Origin of the sequence: Streptomyces sp. SID5464 (assembly GCF_009862985.1) — a bacterium.
GTDB lineage: Bacteria > Actinomycetota > Actinomycetes > Streptomycetales > Streptomycetaceae > Streptomyces > Streptomyces chartreusis_D.
In genome coordinates this window covers 60,765-75,807 of sequence record NZ_WWIQ01000073.1, presented here as the reverse complement: position 1 = coordinate 75,807, position 15,043 = coordinate 60,765, and the positions used below count along the sequence as shown (strand labels likewise).

At 62.8% G+C, this 15,043-nt stretch carries 14 protein-coding genes and 1 pseudogene; 13 read left to right on the top strand and 2 right to left on the bottom strand.

The features are described 5' to 3' along the window. Nucleotides 1–9 precede the first annotated feature (9 nt). The 6 genes from dpdK (at nucleotide 10) to GTY47_RS35230 (ending at nucleotide 8,930) form a co-directional block, all read left to right on the top strand. Nucleotides 10–510 carry a phospholipase D-like domain-containing protein DpdK gene (gene dpdK / locus GTY47_RS35255; RefSeq protein ID WP_029181195.1) on the top strand — a complete coding sequence of 167 codons (501 nt, stop codon included), beginning with the start codon at nucleotides 10–12 and terminating at the stop codon, nucleotides 508–510. Then, on the top strand, nucleotides 507–2,591 hold the full coding sequence (dpdD, locus tag GTY47_RS35250) for a protein DpdD (RefSeq protein ID WP_010040241.1): 2,085 nt from the start codon (nucleotides 507–509) through the stop codon (nucleotides 2,589–2,591). The genes dpdK and dpdD overlap by 4 nt, the downstream gene beginning before the upstream one ends. A gap of 906 nt (nucleotides 2,592–3,497) precedes the next feature. Continuing rightward, nucleotides 3,498–4,904 carry an N-6 DNA methylase gene (locus GTY47_RS35245; RefSeq protein WP_078602835.1) on the top strand — a complete coding sequence of 469 codons (1,407 nt, stop codon included), beginning with the start codon at nucleotides 3,498–3,500 and terminating at the stop codon, nucleotides 4,902–4,904. Next, nucleotides 4,901–6,514 (top strand): restriction endonuclease subunit S, encoded by a 1,614-nt coding sequence (locus GTY47_RS35240; RefSeq protein ID WP_078602834.1) that lies wholly within the window; start codon nucleotides 4,901–4,903, stop codon nucleotides 6,512–6,514. Before GTY47_RS35245 ends, GTY47_RS35240 begins: the two co-directional genes overlap by 4 nt. 479 nt (nucleotides 6,515–6,993) lie before the next feature. Beyond that, the gene (locus tag GTY47_RS41465; protein WP_231911119.1) at nucleotides 6,994–8,058 is read left to right on the top strand and encodes an AAA family ATPase; all 1,065 of its coding nucleotides are present in this window, start codon (nucleotides 6,994–6,996) and stop codon (nucleotides 8,056–8,058) included. Between the two features lie 14 nt (nucleotides 8,059–8,072). After that, entirely contained in the window at nucleotides 8,073–8,930 is an 858-nt protein-coding gene (locus tag GTY47_RS35230) for a hypothetical protein (protein WP_010040238.1), read from the top strand. 345 nt (nucleotides 8,931–9,275) lie between these two features. On the opposite strand, the gene GTY47_RS41460 is transcribed toward GTY47_RS35230, so the two are convergent. Beyond that, a complete protein-coding gene (locus GTY47_RS41460; protein ID WP_050810238.1) occupies nucleotides 9,276–9,701 on the bottom strand; it encodes a hypothetical protein in 426 nt (141 codons plus the stop codon). Next, complete coding sequence (locus tag GTY47_RS35225; RefSeq protein ID WP_102514991.1) at nucleotides 9,698–10,111, bottom strand: ATP-binding protein; 414 nt, start codon at nucleotides 10,109–10,111, stop codon at nucleotides 9,698–9,700. Before GTY47_RS35225 ends, GTY47_RS41460 begins: the two co-directional genes overlap by 4 nt. A gap of 215 nt (nucleotides 10,112–10,326) precedes the next feature. Between GTY47_RS35225 and GTY47_RS35220 the strand changes: the two genes are divergently transcribed. The 7 genes and pseudogenes from GTY47_RS35220 (at nucleotide 10,327) to GTY47_RS35190 (ending at nucleotide 15,042) form a co-directional block, all read left to right on the top strand. Further along, on the top strand, nucleotides 10,327–10,641 hold the full coding sequence (locus tag GTY47_RS35220; RefSeq protein WP_010040232.1) for an antibiotic biosynthesis monooxygenase: 315 nt from the start codon (nucleotides 10,327–10,329) through the stop codon (nucleotides 10,639–10,641). After that, complete coding sequence (locus GTY47_RS35215) at nucleotides 10,622–11,860, top strand: helix-turn-helix transcriptional regulator (protein ID WP_231911118.1); 1,239 nt, start codon at nucleotides 10,622–10,624, stop codon at nucleotides 11,858–11,860. Before GTY47_RS35220 ends, GTY47_RS35215 begins: the two co-directional genes overlap by 20 nt. A gap of 328 nt (nucleotides 11,861–12,188) precedes the next feature. After that, nucleotides 12,189–12,545 carry a hypothetical protein gene (locus GTY47_RS35210; protein WP_010040228.1) on the top strand — a complete coding sequence of 119 codons (357 nt, stop codon included), beginning with the start codon at nucleotides 12,189–12,191 and terminating at the stop codon, nucleotides 12,543–12,545. After that, nucleotides 12,545–13,920 (top strand): annotated as a pseudogene (locus GTY47_RS35205) (FtsK/SpoIIIE domain-containing protein). The gene GTY47_RS35210 and the pseudogene GTY47_RS35205 overlap by 1 nt, the downstream one beginning before the upstream one ends. A gap of 67 nt (nucleotides 13,921–13,987) precedes the next feature. Beyond that, on the top strand, nucleotides 13,988–14,221 hold the full coding sequence (locus tag GTY47_RS35200) for a hypothetical protein (protein ID WP_231911117.1): 234 nt from the start codon (nucleotides 13,988–13,990) through the stop codon (nucleotides 14,219–14,221). Between the two features lie 22 nt (nucleotides 14,222–14,243). Further along, nucleotides 14,244–14,840, top strand: a complete 597-nt coding sequence (locus GTY47_RS35195) for a DUF2637 domain-containing protein (RefSeq protein ID WP_010040222.1) — start codon at nucleotides 14,244–14,246, stop codon at nucleotides 14,838–14,840. 10 nt (nucleotides 14,841–14,850) lie between these two features. Further along, nucleotides 14,851–15,042 (top strand): mobile element transfer protein, encoded by a 192-nt coding sequence (locus GTY47_RS35190; RefSeq protein ID WP_010040220.1) that lies wholly within the window; start codon nucleotides 14,851–14,853, stop codon nucleotides 15,040–15,042. The last annotated feature ends 1 nt before the right edge of the window (nucleotide 15,043 follow it).

Here is a 15,043-nt window from a genome sequence, read left to right as displayed (position 1 = left end):
GAGCGCCCCATGCGCACCGGAGGACACACCGGCGTGCGCGCCGACGCGATCCTGGCGACGGCACTGATTGGGGAACTTGTCTGCCCTGGGCCCGTGATGTGGCTGGTCTCGCCGTGGATCAGTGACGTGAAGGTCTTGGACAACAGCCAGGGGACGTACGACGACCTGTTCGACGACAATCCTCCCAGCGCCTGTTCTCTGTCCGATCTGCTCGCCCGGATCGTGGCGGCCGGCGCTTCCCTAACGGTGGTCACCCGCCCGGACCCACATAATGCAAAGTTCCTCGGGCGTCTGCGCCGCCTGACCTCGCAGCACGCCGTGCGCGTGGTGCAGAACCCCGCCGTGCACGAAAAGACCATTTGCGGGCGGGACTGGTTGCTCACCGGGTCCATGAACTTCACGGTGCGCGGCCTGATGGAGAACGACGAGGCGGTGAGCTACAAGGTGGGAGGCAGCGACGCGGCCCAGGCACGCCTGGAACTCGCCCAGCGATGGAAGGAGCATCAGTGATCGCCGCGCGCCAGGCTTCCCCCTTTTGGACCACTCAGGACCTGGAAGCTTTCTTGCAGCGGTTCTTCGGCACGGGCAACGACGCGTGGCCAGATATGGATCCCGACCCTCAGAAAGGCGAGCGGGTCCGGCCCTTCGTCGACCTGCTCCGCAGCGGCAGCGACATCCCTGTCGTACTGCCGCGCTACCAGCAGGCCCAGGACCGCTTCGCGATCTACGTCATCACCCGCGACGAGGCACACGCAGCTCTCATCGGCAACGTCATCACCGCCTTCGCCGGGCCGACCTATCTCATCGGTGCCGGCGTACACCCCAGCACACTGGACCCCAACGACCCCGTCGAAGCAGCGGTGCAGGACTTCGCTGGAGCAGGGACGACCTTCCGACTGGAAACACACCCGCACCGCCGCTACCGCCAGAGACTGACCGACGTGGCCCTGCTCATGCAGCACACATTGGCTCGTCGTCCCCCGCGACTGTGGCGAGCAACAAAGCCCACCGGGCGACTGCTGGCCGAGTTCGACGCAGCCCTGGCGGCCGGTGGCCAAGCCGCCTCCCAAGCCGCCCTGGACCAGTTGGCCGGACAAGGAGGCATCACCGCCGCCAACCTCGCCCACCTGCACATCAAGCGACTCTCCCGGCTCGGCCTCGACCAGGAACTACTCGATTATCCAGGCCTCAGCGACGTCTTGCGGCAGAATCCCCCCACGCCAGTGAAAGCGGCGGTGCTCGATGCTGCCTTCACCTGCGACCTACAGGAACCGCTAGACCACGGCGACCTGCTGGCTGCGCAACACGCACTACGCGACCGGGGTCTTCTCGCCCTCGCTCCCTTCGAAGACAGCGCGGAGTCCTACCCCATCGAGGCACTCATGGTCCTCCTGCTGGCCGCCGTGACCCGGGAAGATCCTCAGAGCACCCAGAACATACTCACCATCATCGAGCACACCGCATCCCACGACGCCCTACCACCCGTTCTTAGAAAAGCCGCGGCGCTCCTCGCCGATCCGCAAAGCACTCCGCAGCAGGAGGCACCCACCCACCAGACTGACACTGCAGCCAAAACCGCGGAATCACTATCGTCTTCGCCCTCCTCGCAAGCCGTCGAGTCGGACACGCCGGAGCACATCCCCGCCTCTTGGCCGGAGCTGATTCACGCGATCGCCGACGGCTACACCGGCCTGACCGACATCCTGGAGCAGGAAGTCTGGACAGCCTGGCCCTCACCAGCTCTGGACGACCGAAACATCGCCGCCCTGCTGGAAGAACTGCACGACGAGGGCCAAGCAAAAGTCTGGCGCTGCGTGGGTGCCTTCATCGAAAGCGTCGGCTACGACCAGCCCGCACCGCTCAGCGCCCGCGCTCTAATCACCTGCGCGCTCGCCTACGACTGGCTCGGACCGGGCGACCTGCTGGCCGTGCAGGCACTGACCGAGATCGTGCTGCGATCCGGGCCATCCGCCGCCGTCTACGGCCAACTGCTGGGGGAACTCGCCGACACGTGCGAACGCTGGGTCGCCCCCGAGCGAGCCGCAATCGCGCTGGACTTCGCCGACCGACTGGTCATGGAGGCACACCCCGAACCCGATGCACGTGAATCCTTCGCCTTGGCGTTGCTGCTGCCGCTCAGCGTGCACCAGGGACGCCTGGATCCCGCCGATCTCGCCATGGCACGGCGCCTATCCGCGGAACTCGGCATCGAACTGGACTGGCAGGACCAGCCTGGCGAGGGACGGGCAGAGGAGACCGCAACCGGCCTGCGGGACGCGGCTGGTCGCAACCTGCTGCTGTATTCCCTCGACCAGCGGGTCCTGGACCGGGTTGGCGATGCGCTGCACCAACTCGCCCCAGGAGTCAAGATTGCCCTCGCCCACGACAGCGTGGGCAGTCCGCAACTACGCCAAAAGGCCCGCCAAGCAGATGTAGTCGTATTGGCCACCCGCTGCGCCAAGCACGCTGCGACGGGTTTCATCACCCAGCACGCCAAAACAGCCGTCATCGACTACGCCGATGGCAGCGGCTCGGCCTCCCTGCTACGCGCCGCAGTACACGGCCTGCTCCGAAGTGTGCAAGGCAACTGAGACGCCCTTGGCGTCCTGTGGCCCTTTCAACAAAGCTGAGCACAGCCGCCCCGGACGGTCCTTCATGCGGGGGAAGGGCTCGACTCCGGAGGCCGAGCGGGCTTTCGGCGTACTTGCTGGTCGCGGCCTTGGGCCACGTGTAGGAGGTGTGCCGAGTCCACGTATGGTCCACGACCACCCCTCCGGCGGAGCCGAAGAGCCCGACTGATGCAGCGGTGGACGCGGCCCCAGGGCCTCTTGCCAAAGGGCTGCGACCACTTCGTTTGGTGGAGCCTTATGGAGAACAGGTGTCGACCCGTGTAGCTGTCGACTACCCTCCGGCGCTCTGGGGGCGACGCGGCATTTGAAGGCCGCGGGACCGGGAGGAGGTTGGTTGACATCTCGTCCTCGCGCCATAGCTAGGGAGCCGCAGGACGGCAGTGCTGATCTCAAGCTGGCGCTGAGCGCTACTGGCACGCCTATCTCTCATACGATCCATCAGTGCGAGAACACTCCTCCGGTCCATTGCCGCAGATCTCGCCTGCTCCCGTTCACAGCCTCACAGGGCTCTGCCACACGGCGGCAATGGTGGCCTTGCGATCTGCGATGCGCATTTTGCCGGCCTAGTGGCGCCTGTACGCAACAGGGGTTTCAGGCTGACAGTTCGTTATCTGTACCGGAAGAAAGCACTGATGACCGAGCACCGGACGGGGTGAAGCCCCTGAAGACTCACCCAAAGTACGACCACACGCCAGGAGGAGACTAGTTGCCGGGTCCGTGTGAGGTTCGGCGACGTAGGAGCATAGGATTTGGCAGGATGCATCATCCAGCACGCCGCAAGTAAGGGTGAACCGGGTGAAAACGGACGGATGGTGACGCTTAGGGAGCGCGCAAGCCTCCCAGCAAGGTCAGTAACTAGCTGCGGAGATGGCCAACATGCAAGACACTTCAGACGTTACGCGCCGGCTCTGGTCCCTATGTTCTGTACTTCGTGATGAGGGCGTCACCTACCACGAGTACCTGAACGAATTGTCGTATTTGCTATTCCTTAAACTGGCCGATGAGCTCAAGATTGAGCAACTTATCCCGCGCGAGAGTCGCTGGCAAGCTCTAAGGTCGGCGCCTCCGTCCGAAGCCCTTGCAACTTACGAGCAAACCCTCGTCAGTCTTTCCACAGCCAAGTCTCAGATCGTTCGTGAAATCTACGCCGATTCATCTACTCAGGTTCGCAATAGTGCATCATTGCATAAACTGATCAGTGAAATTGACTCCATTGACTGGTATAGGGCGAAGCAGAATGGCCTAGGCGATGTCTATGAAGGGTTGATCGAGAAGAACGCACAAGAATCACGGTATGGCGCAGGTCAATACTTCACTCCTCGGCCAGTGGTCGACGCGCTCGTGAAGGTACTTAAGCCGACTGGGGGTGAGGCTGTCTATGACCCGGCTACTGGAACCGCTGGCTTCCTAGTGGCCGCAGGACTCTTTGCACGCTCGATGAGCAGCGGTGACCTTCGGCTGGTCGGGAATGAGCTGGTCCACGACGTGCAACGTATGGCCCTCATGAACCTTCTACTGCACGAACTGCGGGCTGAGATTGCGAACGTTGACACTTTGAGTCAGCCCCCTATGAGGCCAGCAGTCGATGTTATTCTCACGAATCCGCCCTTTGGACTGAAGGGTTCGCTAAGTGCAGAGCAGAAGAAGCAACTGGATTTCCCTACATCCAATAAGCAGTTGGCTTTCATTCAGCATTGCTACAAGTCGCTCGCGAAAAATGGTCGGGCTGCCATTGTCATCCCCGATAACGTCCTATTCGAGTCTGGCGTGGCGTGCTCGATCAGGAAGGTTCTGCTCGATAAATTCAGACTTCACACGGTACTGAGTCTTCCCACTGGAATCTTCTACGCAACCGGAATTAGGACCTCAGTACTTTTCGTCTCCAATGACGGTGAGAGTGATGGGACCTGGTTCTACAATCTGCGTAATGGAGGGCCTACATACGGGAAGCGCCGACAGCTAACGGATAGGGACCTCGACGACTTCGTCACAGCTTATGGAGACGACCCTAACGGCAGGAGTCCGCGCCAGCCAAGTGAGCGTTTTCACTACCTCACTCGCGAGGAAATTGCGGCGGATGGTGAACGTCTCGACAAAGCAGAAAAGTTCACCAACGACAGCTTGCCCCAGCCAGGGAACTTGCTGGACCTAACGCACTTGCTCAGTAGCGAACTGGAAACTGCTACGTCTGCTGTCGAATCGTTGGAACGGATCTTGGCGGCCTACGGGCTCTCACGCCCTTCGACCGAGACTCCCCAGGTGACCAGCGAATGATCGACAACCTTAGTTTTCCGAGAGACTGGTCCACGTGCCTAGTGAGCGACGCTGGCGAGGCGATTGTTGGTCAGCAGCGTACTCCTGCTGCAGCTAGTGGCCCCGACATCCGTCCTTATCTGCGGGTAGCGAACGTTTTCGATGACCGCTTGGACCTGGAAGAACTCGCGACCATGTCCTTCGCGCCTGAAGCGCGACTACGCTACAGACTCCAGGCCGGTGATGTACTCCTGTGCGAGGGACAAAGCAGAGAACTAGTTGGCCGCTGCGCATTGTTCAATGGCGAGGTTGAGGAGCTGTATTTCCAAAATCACGTTATTCGATTCCGGCCACATGAAGAGGTTCACCCGGATTTTGCCCTGCTGGTCTTTCGAGCCTACCAACATAGCGGTGTTTTCTCTGCTCTCGCCCGGGGGACGACCAACATCGTTAACCTTGGGCTCAAGCGTTTCCGAAACCTCCCTTTTCCCGTTCCGCCGCTGGAGGTTCAGCGGGAAATCGCGGAGAGGGCTCGAGAGGTACAGGACCTTGTTGATCTGACGACGGATGCGCTGCAGAAAGCTGTCCCCATTATTTCAGACCTCCCTCGAAAAGTTCGTGATCGTATCATCTTGGGCGATAGACGATTGGATCCAGATGCGACCACAGAGCTAGTTGAAGGGGAGTGGAGGAAGGCCAGTGAGGTAGTTGATGCGCGCGCGCCAATTGTCTACGGGATTCTCCAACCCGGGCCAGATATCACTGATGAAGACGGCGTGCCGTACATTCGGGGCCAGGATCTCCGAGACGGAGAGATTCTAGAGGATCAGCTACGGCGCACCAGTCCGGAAATTGCGCAAAAGTACGAACGATCGGCATTGCGGCCGGGTGATGTGCTGTTGGGGATCATTCGTCACACACGCGTAGCGATCGTTCCTCAGGAACTAGACGGCGCGCAGATCACTCAAGGGACCGCACGGCTCAGGCCGGCTGCCGCAATCGACAGCTCCTTCTTGGCACACTGGTTGGCAAGTGGTGCGGCTCAAGCCTGGCTACGAGGGCGTATGCGAGGAATTAATATGCCCGGCCTGAACCTTGCTGATGTAAGGCAGCTGCCGGTACCTATCTTCAGCGTCGAGAAACAGCGCGAACTGGTAACGCTGTTGGATGATGCCATTTCTGAGTTGGACCTACTGCGCGAGAAGGTTCAAAGAGGCCTCGAGCGGGCTGCCGCGATTGAGCGTGCCCTGACCTCCTCGTTGGCATACGGGACGTTGGCAGAAGAGATCTCCAGAGAGCACACGGGCACTCGGACGTCGGCTGACTTGGTATCCAGTTTGCAGGCAAAAGAAGGAAAAGGGTCTCAAGAGAGCAGGAAGAAGACAGTGCCAGCAAAGAAGCGAGCATCCGCGAGGGCAGGTGTAAAGGTGCCACCCAGTAGAGATCGGCTCATCGACGCTCTGCGCGCTGCAGGCGCAATGGCCACACCCGAAGAACTCTATGCATCCCTGGCTTTGACCGAAGAGGATATCGACGAGTTCTACTTCCTGCTGCGGGATCTCGAAAAGAACGGCCTCGTGCAGGTGCACCGGCCGGATGACACTGCTGTCTTCCTCGAGGTGTCGTCCTGATGCGTCTGCTTGAAGTAGAAATCCCAAGATTCAAGAACCTACGCGATTTCCGAGTCGAGTTCGACGACGCGTCAGGTGTTTCGGTACTTGTTGGAAGGAATGGTGCCGGCAAGTCAAACCTACTAGAGGCGATAACCCTAATCTTTCGCGACCTAGATCTAGGAGTGGCACCTTCTTTTGCCTACCGGATCCGATATCTAGTTCGACAGTACGACGTCGAGGTATCGTCTGCAGAACAGGACGGACGGTATCGCATTAGCTGTACGGTCGGAGGGAAGACCGTCCCAGCTAGTCGCTTCACTGGTTCTGCTGGCGCGCAGTATCGGCCACGGCACGTATTCGGTTACTACTCAGGCCCAAGTAATCGTCTCGAAGACCACTTCGTGGCTCACCAAGAGCGATTCTACAAGGACTTGGTCGGTGGTAACGATAGGCCTATTAGGCCGCTATTCTACGCACGAAACGTCCATTCTAATTTTGTGCTTCTTGCCTTCTTCTTAGATGATGACCCGGCGGTGCAGTCCCTGCTGCAGGACCATCTAGGGATTCAGGGTCTTGATTCGGTCCTGTTCGTCATGCAGAAGCCTTCATGGAACAGCCCTGACGGTGATCCGCGGTTCTGGAATGCGCGCGGTACTGTGAGGGGGCTACTCGACAGTCTCTATCGGATTTCGCTGGCTCCACTACGCCTGAGGACCCGCGTTAGAACTGGCTTCAATAGTCACGTTCGCTCTGAACATTTGTTTCTCTACTTGCCTAGCCTTGACAAGGTTAGGGAGTTGGCAAGCGGCTACGAAAGTAACCAGGAGTTCTTTAAGGCGCTTGAAAGTACTTATATTTCTGAACTGATCAACGATGTGCGAATTCGTGTATCGATTAACAAAGCTGATGCGCCCCTGACCTTCAGAGAGCTTAGTGAGGGCGAGCAGCAACTGCTGCTGGTTCTGGGACTCATGCGGTTCACCAAAGAAGAGGAGTCATTGTTCCTTCTTGATGAACCGGATACCCATCTCAATCCTGCTTGGAGCGTCCAGTACAAACAATTTCTCCATGACTTTGGAGGATTGGATTCTGGATCGCAGGTGCTCATGGCGACTCACGATCCCTTGGTTGTCGCCAGCCTTACCAAGGATGAGGTCAGAATCCTAGAGCGCCGGCAAGACGGCCAGATTGTGGCTCTCGAGCCGTTGGAAGATCCCAGGGGGATGGGTGTCGGTGCCCTGCTTACGAGTGATGTTTACGGCCTTCGCTCGCAACTGGATTTGGAGACTCTGAGGAAGCTGGACCGTAAGAGGGAGTTGGCGTCCAAAGAGACTGACTTGACTGCTGAAGAGGAGCAAGAGCTTTCTTCTCTGGGGCATGAGTTGAGGGGTCTCGGTCTCTTGCTCGAAAACCGCGATCCAGAGTTTCAGGAGTTCTTGCGGGCCAAATTCCGGACACAAAGTCAGCCACAGGATGAGGTCGTTCTGTCACGCGAAGAGATTGAGCAGAACAGGCAGGAAGCTGCTGAAATCGTGCGTGATCTATTTGATGTTGATGATTAATGGGGGGGGCAGATTTGATATTCATTGACATCGAAGAGGTGGGACTGCGCCTCAGCGCCTCATGGCTTGCATCTGCCAGGAAGGTTAAGAAGGACCTTGCGGCAGCGACTAGCGCTAAAGAGAGAGCGCGAATTATCGATGAGAACGGCAAGCTTTGGCGTGATTTGAAGGCCGATCTCGCGGCCGTGAGCCACGGTAAGTGCTGGTACTGTGAATCGCGGGATTTCCGTTCAGATAATGCGGTCGACCATTACAGGCCGAAGTCGTCAGTAAAAGGTATACCCGCCCATCCGGGCTACTGGTGGCTAGCCTTTGACTATGAGAACTTCCGCTTCGCCTGTACGTTCTGTAATTCATGGCGTAAGGGCCCTGACGGTACTGCTGGTGGGAAATCAGACTACTTCCCTATCCTCGCCGAGTCCGAGCGGGCTAACGATCCAGATGACATCCTGTCCGACGAAATTCCTCTGCTGATTGACCCCTGCTGCGCGACTGATGTTGCCCTACTCTGGTTCGATGAGACGGGTCAAGTCTCGGCTAATCCTCATGGCGTAGACTTCGATAGTGCGGCCGACGAAAAAGTGACCACTTCCACTAGGTATTATCACCTGGACCATGTGCCTCTGGTGGAGGCCCGTCGCGCAGTTTATGCCGAGATCCTTAAACTCTGTGACGATGCTGATAAGGCGCAAAAACGGTGGAATGAATCGAGGCAGTCGTCGGCTCGCGACCGTTATAGAGAGGCCATGGGTGACTTGGCGCGATCGTTAAAGCGGAACAGAGAGTACTCGGCTGTGGCTTTGTGTGCAATTCGGAGTTATCGAGCGACAAGCGAGGCGGCACGGCTTGCCTTTGAATGCCTGAACAGGTAGACGAGGTCGGTGGAGCGGCTTGGGGTGGCGCTGCTTTGGCGCGAGTGATCATGGCCCCGTAAGCTTTCGGCGCGTCGGGCAGTCTGTGGACCTGCCCGGTAAAGCACGACGTTGGGGCCATGATCTTCGAGGCTCGCGCCAAAGTGGCTCCGTAAAGCCGCGGAGCCGACCGCCCCAGCCACGACGTATCCCTTCTCTGGTATCAGGCGACTGATTGCCATCAGCGCGGCACGGGCGCCGGCCGGGCTGGAGCGGGGCGGAGACAGGAGCGCAGGCCCGGCCGGGGGCCGGGCCGCGCGCGGCGAGCGGAGCGAGCCGACTTGAACCCGTGAAGAAGGTTGTAACTCAGTCGGTGGCGTGGGGCGTGTGGGGTTTGAAATCGTCCGTGCAGGCTGGGAGTTTGGCCCCTTGGCGGTGCACGAGCGGCAAGAAGAGCACTGGTCGGATCGTCCACGTCACGCGTGTGCTGGCCTGGGTGATGGTCACCGTGCTGGGCTCCGAGCGAAGGAGCGCTCGCCTCGTGTAGACGCGGCCCTCGTATAACCACATCCATGCCTCGTCCGAGGCGTCCGGGTCGAGCGCCGGTGAGATCGTGCGGAGTGCTACCGCGACCCACCTGTCTGCCTGTGGTGCCGAGTAGGCGTCGAAGGATGCCAGGAGTGCCGGCTGTTGCTGCGTGGTGAGGTCTTGTGTCCAGCACTCGCACCAGTACCCGCGGCGGGGTTTGCCCACGTGGTCTCCGAGGCGTGCGTCGTCTGGTGGGGGACTCATGAGCACGGTGTCGGCTCCTGGAGCTTGGCCGGGCTACGGAGTTCGGCGGTGACCGTGCGGCCGGAGTCGTCGCCCTGGACCAGGACGCGGTGGGCGAGGGTGGTGACCATGCCGAGACCTCGGCCGTGGGTGGCGTTGGGGGACGGGTGCTGGACCGCGGGACTGGTCTTAGCGTCTCCGGAGTCGGTTACTGCGATGGTCACGGTCAGCTCGGAAACCGTGAGCGTGACGTGGAAGGCGCCAGCCGGGTCGCCGCTGGCGGTGTGCATGAGGGCGTTGGTGCCGAGTTCGGTGACGATCAGCTCGGCGTCTTCAGAGTGGGGGTGGCCGTTCAGTGTCGCGCGGGTCCAACTGCGCACCGCGCCGAGTTGTTGCGGTTCTCCGGGGAAGGTGCGTCGGTGGGTGGGCATGGCGTCCTCCATGGCGGGTGACCTGCTGCTTTCTGTGTCAGCCGGGCCGATCGGCTGACACGGACCATGCAGAGCTGTACAATTAGTACTAGCACCGTACCGAATGTGCGCGTACCTGGAGTGCGGGTTCGTACTTTTCGTGCGGGCGGCCCGGCGCATAGCGTTCGGCCTGCGGTCTGGTGCTGACCTGGATGCCGATGGAGAGAGGACCTCGCATGTTCGGTCTGTTTGTGCGCTTCACCTGCAAGGACGAAGAGGCGGCGGTTGCCTTCGATGACCTTGTGACCCGGACTGGTGAGCAGATCCGTGCGAACGAGCCCGGAACGGTGATCTACACGGTGCACCGCGTTGACGGCCGTCCTCTGGAGCGCGTGTTCTACGAGCTCTACCGGGACAAGGACGCCTTCGAAGAGCACGAGTCGAAGGACTACGTGCGGGCCTTCCTCTCCGAGCGGGACCGCTACCTCTCCGCCACGGAGGTTGATCGCCTGGACTTCGTGTCCGGCAAGGGTGTGGACGTTGAGCACTGAGTATCAGAAGGCGCTCGGTCGCAAGATCGCCTTCCATCGCAAGCGCCGAGGGCTGTCGCAGAAGGAGTTCGCCGGCCTGCTGGGGCGCTCGGAAGCCTGGGTGTCCCAGGTGGAGCGGGGCGTACGCCGCATCGGCCGGATGACCGTGCTGGAAAAGGTCGCCGACGTCCTTGAAATTCCGGTCGCCGAGTTGGCGGCTGAGGCCCCCATCGTTGCGTCGATCGCCGAAGGCGAGCCACCTGGGGCGAGTCGCCTGCGGATGGTGCTGAGCGCCGCGCACTCACTGAAGGCGGTCCTCGCGCCGCAGAACGCTTCCGCTGATGTTCCGGCGCTTCGCGCCGAGGTCGACCGTGCCTGGTCACTTACGCATCAGGGCAACTATGCCGACCTGGCCGAGTTGCTCGAGGGGCTCGTTCCCCGGCTGGAGGCGGCCACTCGCTCGGCTGCTGAGGCGGAGCGTCCGGAACTGTTCCGGCTGCTGGCGGTCATGTACCACACGTGCAGTGGTGCGCTCGCGAACATGGGCGAGCCCGAGGCGGCCTGGATCGCCGTGGACCGTGCGGTGGTCGCTGCCGAGCGGGCGAATGATCCGCTGCTGATGGCGGCCGGTGAGTTCCGTCTGTCGCTGGTCTTTCTCGGTGCTCGTCACTTCGAGCAGGCGGCCCAGGTGTCCGGGAGTGCCGCTGATGCGCTGCGACCTCTGGCGGAGTCCGGGCAGATCGAGGCGGTGGCCCTGCGTGGCGCCCTGACCCTGCAACGGGCGGTTGCTGCCGCTCGGTTGAACCTTGCCGACGAGGCGTACGGGTATCTACGTGACGCCCGTGAGATGGCCGAACAGGTCGGTGACGGGCGCAACGACTACAACACCGAGTTCGGGCCGACCAACGTCGGCTTGCACGAGGTGGCCGTCGCGGTGGACCTGGGAGATGCCGGTGTCGCACTGCGGGCTGCGCAGGCCGTCGACGAGTCGGGGCTGTCCGCGGAACGGCAGACGCGCTTTCAGATCGATGTCGCCAGGGCCTATGCCCAGCGCCGGCAGGTCGCTGATGCGGTCTCGGCGCTGCTCAGGGCGCGTGAGTTGTCGCCCGAGATGGTGAGGGCCCTGCCGATGGTGAAGCAGCTTGCGGCGGACCTGTTGACCATGGCCCAGCCGCCCTCTGAGGAACTTCGCACCCTGGCGGCGGAGTTGGGCGTACACGAAGTACGGACTGGTACCTGAAGTACTAGACAGTACTTGGAGTACGGGTTACTGTGGTTGGTGCCGGCAAGCCCCTTCGCGTCCAGCGGAGTTGGCGGTGCGGACATGCGGACATGCGAACGGGCCGGAGCAGGAAGGCAGACCTGCACCGGCGCGTAAGCGGAAGGGCCACAGAAACAGATGTGGCCTGAGCGGGAGGCAGCCCACTCAGGCCGGGTGCGTCTTTGGCATCAACGCTCCTGGAGCGTATCGCGCCCAGTCGGTATGAGGTCAACCTCCCGTTGCGTAGTCATTCATCACTAAACGCGGCCGTACGCGCGTGCGGCGCAACGCAAGGGAGAGCATTTCTGTGCGTGTCATCCGTGTGGAGACTTCGGCGGCCACCATCCTGCTGACCGAAGCACCGGAACCCAAGGTTCGGGACCGCCAGACCGGAGAGATCGCCAAGGACGCCACCAGCGGCGAAGCACTCATGACGATCGGCGCCGTCTACATCGAGGACGGCGAGTCTTCGCTGATCAAGGTCACCGTTCCGGAAAGCGGCATCTCTGAGGGCCTGACGCTCGGCGCACCGGTCTCGCTGCCGGGTCTGGTGGCCCGGCCGTGGGAGACCGTGTTTAACGGTCAGCAGCGGCACGGCATCGCCTTTCGCGCCGCAGCCGTCACACCGGCCACGTTCCCGGCTCGGGCCGAGGCCTCGGCCTGATGTCGGACTGGTTGACGCTGCTGGAGGTGGGTGGCCCCCTCGCCGGACTCGGTGGCGGGGCCGCCTACACCCGGGCTCGTCACCCGGGCGTCTACTGGTCCACGGTCGGCCTGCCGATACGACGGTCCGGCTCCTCGGCTCCCACAGCTCCGTCATGGAGGCGTGCGGCCTGACCGTCCAGCCCTCACGGCTGCGGGCCCTGGCGGTCAAGGCGACGTCTCGGCGCGAGGTCCGGCCGGTGCCTCCTCGCCGGGGAGTCATCCGGCCCGCCTCGACGGGCCTGCGGCTTCGGTTACGCCTGGCTCCGGGCCAGGAGCCGGCAGATGTCGCCGCCTCGGCGGAACGACTGAGGCATGCCTGGGGCGTGCACGCCGTGTACGTGACGGACGTGAAGCCGGGCGTGGTGGAACTGCGGCTCGTCGGCTTCGACGTGCTGCGCAACGTCCGGATGCCCAGGAAGGCGGAGCGCGGATTCCTCAAGGTGCCGGTGGCGCTGAGGGAGGACGCGACGGCCTTCGTGCGGGACTACCGGACCATCCCGCACCAACTGACCCTCGGCGCAACCCTGTCGGGAAAGTCCATGTATCAACGGCACCTGGTCACCGGGCTGGCACAGCAGCCGGTCGCGCTGGTCGGGATCGACTGTAAGCGGGGTGTGGAGCTCGCGCCCTTCGCCCCGCGGCTGTCGGCGTTGGCCACCGATCCCGAGCAGGCGGCCGAGCTGCTGCCGGTCCTCGTGAAGGAGATGGAAGACCGGTACGACCTGATCAAGGCCCGGCAAGGCATCGCGCCGGGCACCCCGGACGAGGAGATCACCTCCGATACTTGGGGCCTGCCCGAGGAAGAACGGCCGGTGCCGATCGTGCTGTTCGTCGATGAAGTGGCCGAACTGTTCCTCGTTGCCACGCGCAAGGACGAGGAACAGCGCGATGAGATGGTCACCCAGCTCATCCGTCTCGCGCAGCTCGGCCGCGCCGCCTGCATCTACCTGGAAGTCTGCGGGCAGAGGTTCGGGGCTGAGCTGGGCAAGGGCGCGACCATGCTGCGGGCCCAGCTCACCGGCCGCGTGTGCCACCGCGTCAACGATGAAGCGTCCGCAAAGATGGCGCTCGGCGACATCGCACCGGAAGCGGTCTCCGCCGCCTGTGCCATCGCCCCCGAACGCCCCGGCCTCGCCGTGGCCGGTGACACCTCCGGCGGCTGGTCCCGTATCCGCACCCCGTACCTCTCACTCGGCGACGCTGCTGCGGTCTGCCGGGAATCGGCTCACCTGGTGCCGAACCTGCCAGCGCTCGAACCGTTCAGGCCCGCGGTGCCGCTCCAGCCGGCTGACGCCCCGGTATCGCTGGTCAAGCCAGTCCCGCTCGCCGAGTAGGCGGCTGACCGCTCAACCACGTTCCAACGGCCCGCACGTCCGTCTCGTGCCAAGTCCCTACCCCGCCATGCCCGAAAACGAGGGAGTCACATTGTCCCGCCCGTCCATCTCCGAAGTCTCGGCGCTGATCGCCGACCTGGCCGACCACCGCAAATTCGGCGTCGGCGACTACCGCGAACTCATGAGCACTAAGGCGGACCTGCTGGAACGTATCGCCGCCGACCGGCCCGGCGACACCGAAGCGGCCGAGGTCGCCGCCGCTGCACGCGCGCGGGCCGACGAGCTCAAGTCCACTGACTGACCACATCGGAGGGAATCGAACCGTGCGCGCCCACCTGGCCCGCGTCGACGCGGTGCTCGTGCAGGCGGTCATCGCCGCCGCGCTGTCCTTCGCCCACCTGCACGACCTGGCCTCGGCCGCAGGACAGCACGGGTGGAAGGCGTGGGCGTACCCGGTTTCCGTGGACCTGTTGCTGGTGGCGGCCTGGCGTCGACTGCGCTCCGGCGGGGGGAAAGCGGGCGGGTGGTGCTGGTTCCTCGTGGCGCTGACCGCGTCGCTCGGCGCCAACGTCGCCACCGCCGGCCTGCTCGACCTGGGCGCCGTACCCGCCTGGCTCCGCATCCTCGTCGCCGGATGGCCCGCGGTCGCCTTCCTCGGCGGCACCCTCCTCGCCCACACCGCACACGACAGGACCGGCGAACCCGCACCCGTCATCCCCGAGCCGACGGCCTCTGAGCCCGAACCTCGACCGGCCATCGCCCCTTCCTCGGTGCCGGTCCCGGCCGCGCTCGTCGACCACGCCCGAAAGGTCGCCTCCGAACACCGAGCGCGGACCGGAGCGGCCATCGACACTCCGACACTCCGCGCACGGCTCGGCGTACCGGCACAACTGGCCGAAGCCATCGCCGCACAGCTCTGAAGGAGCACACATGCCCGCCAACCGCCGTTTCCGCCACGTCGTCCGCATCGGCCCGGTCCAGGTCGGCACGTACTACGACGGCCGGGGCCGCGAGAAGCACACCGCCGCCTGCACGGCCCCGCGCTGCGGCTTCTCCACGGACTACGACAGCCGCGCCGCCGCCGAGCTGGCCGCCCGCACCCATCGCTGCGCCGTCCGCTGAG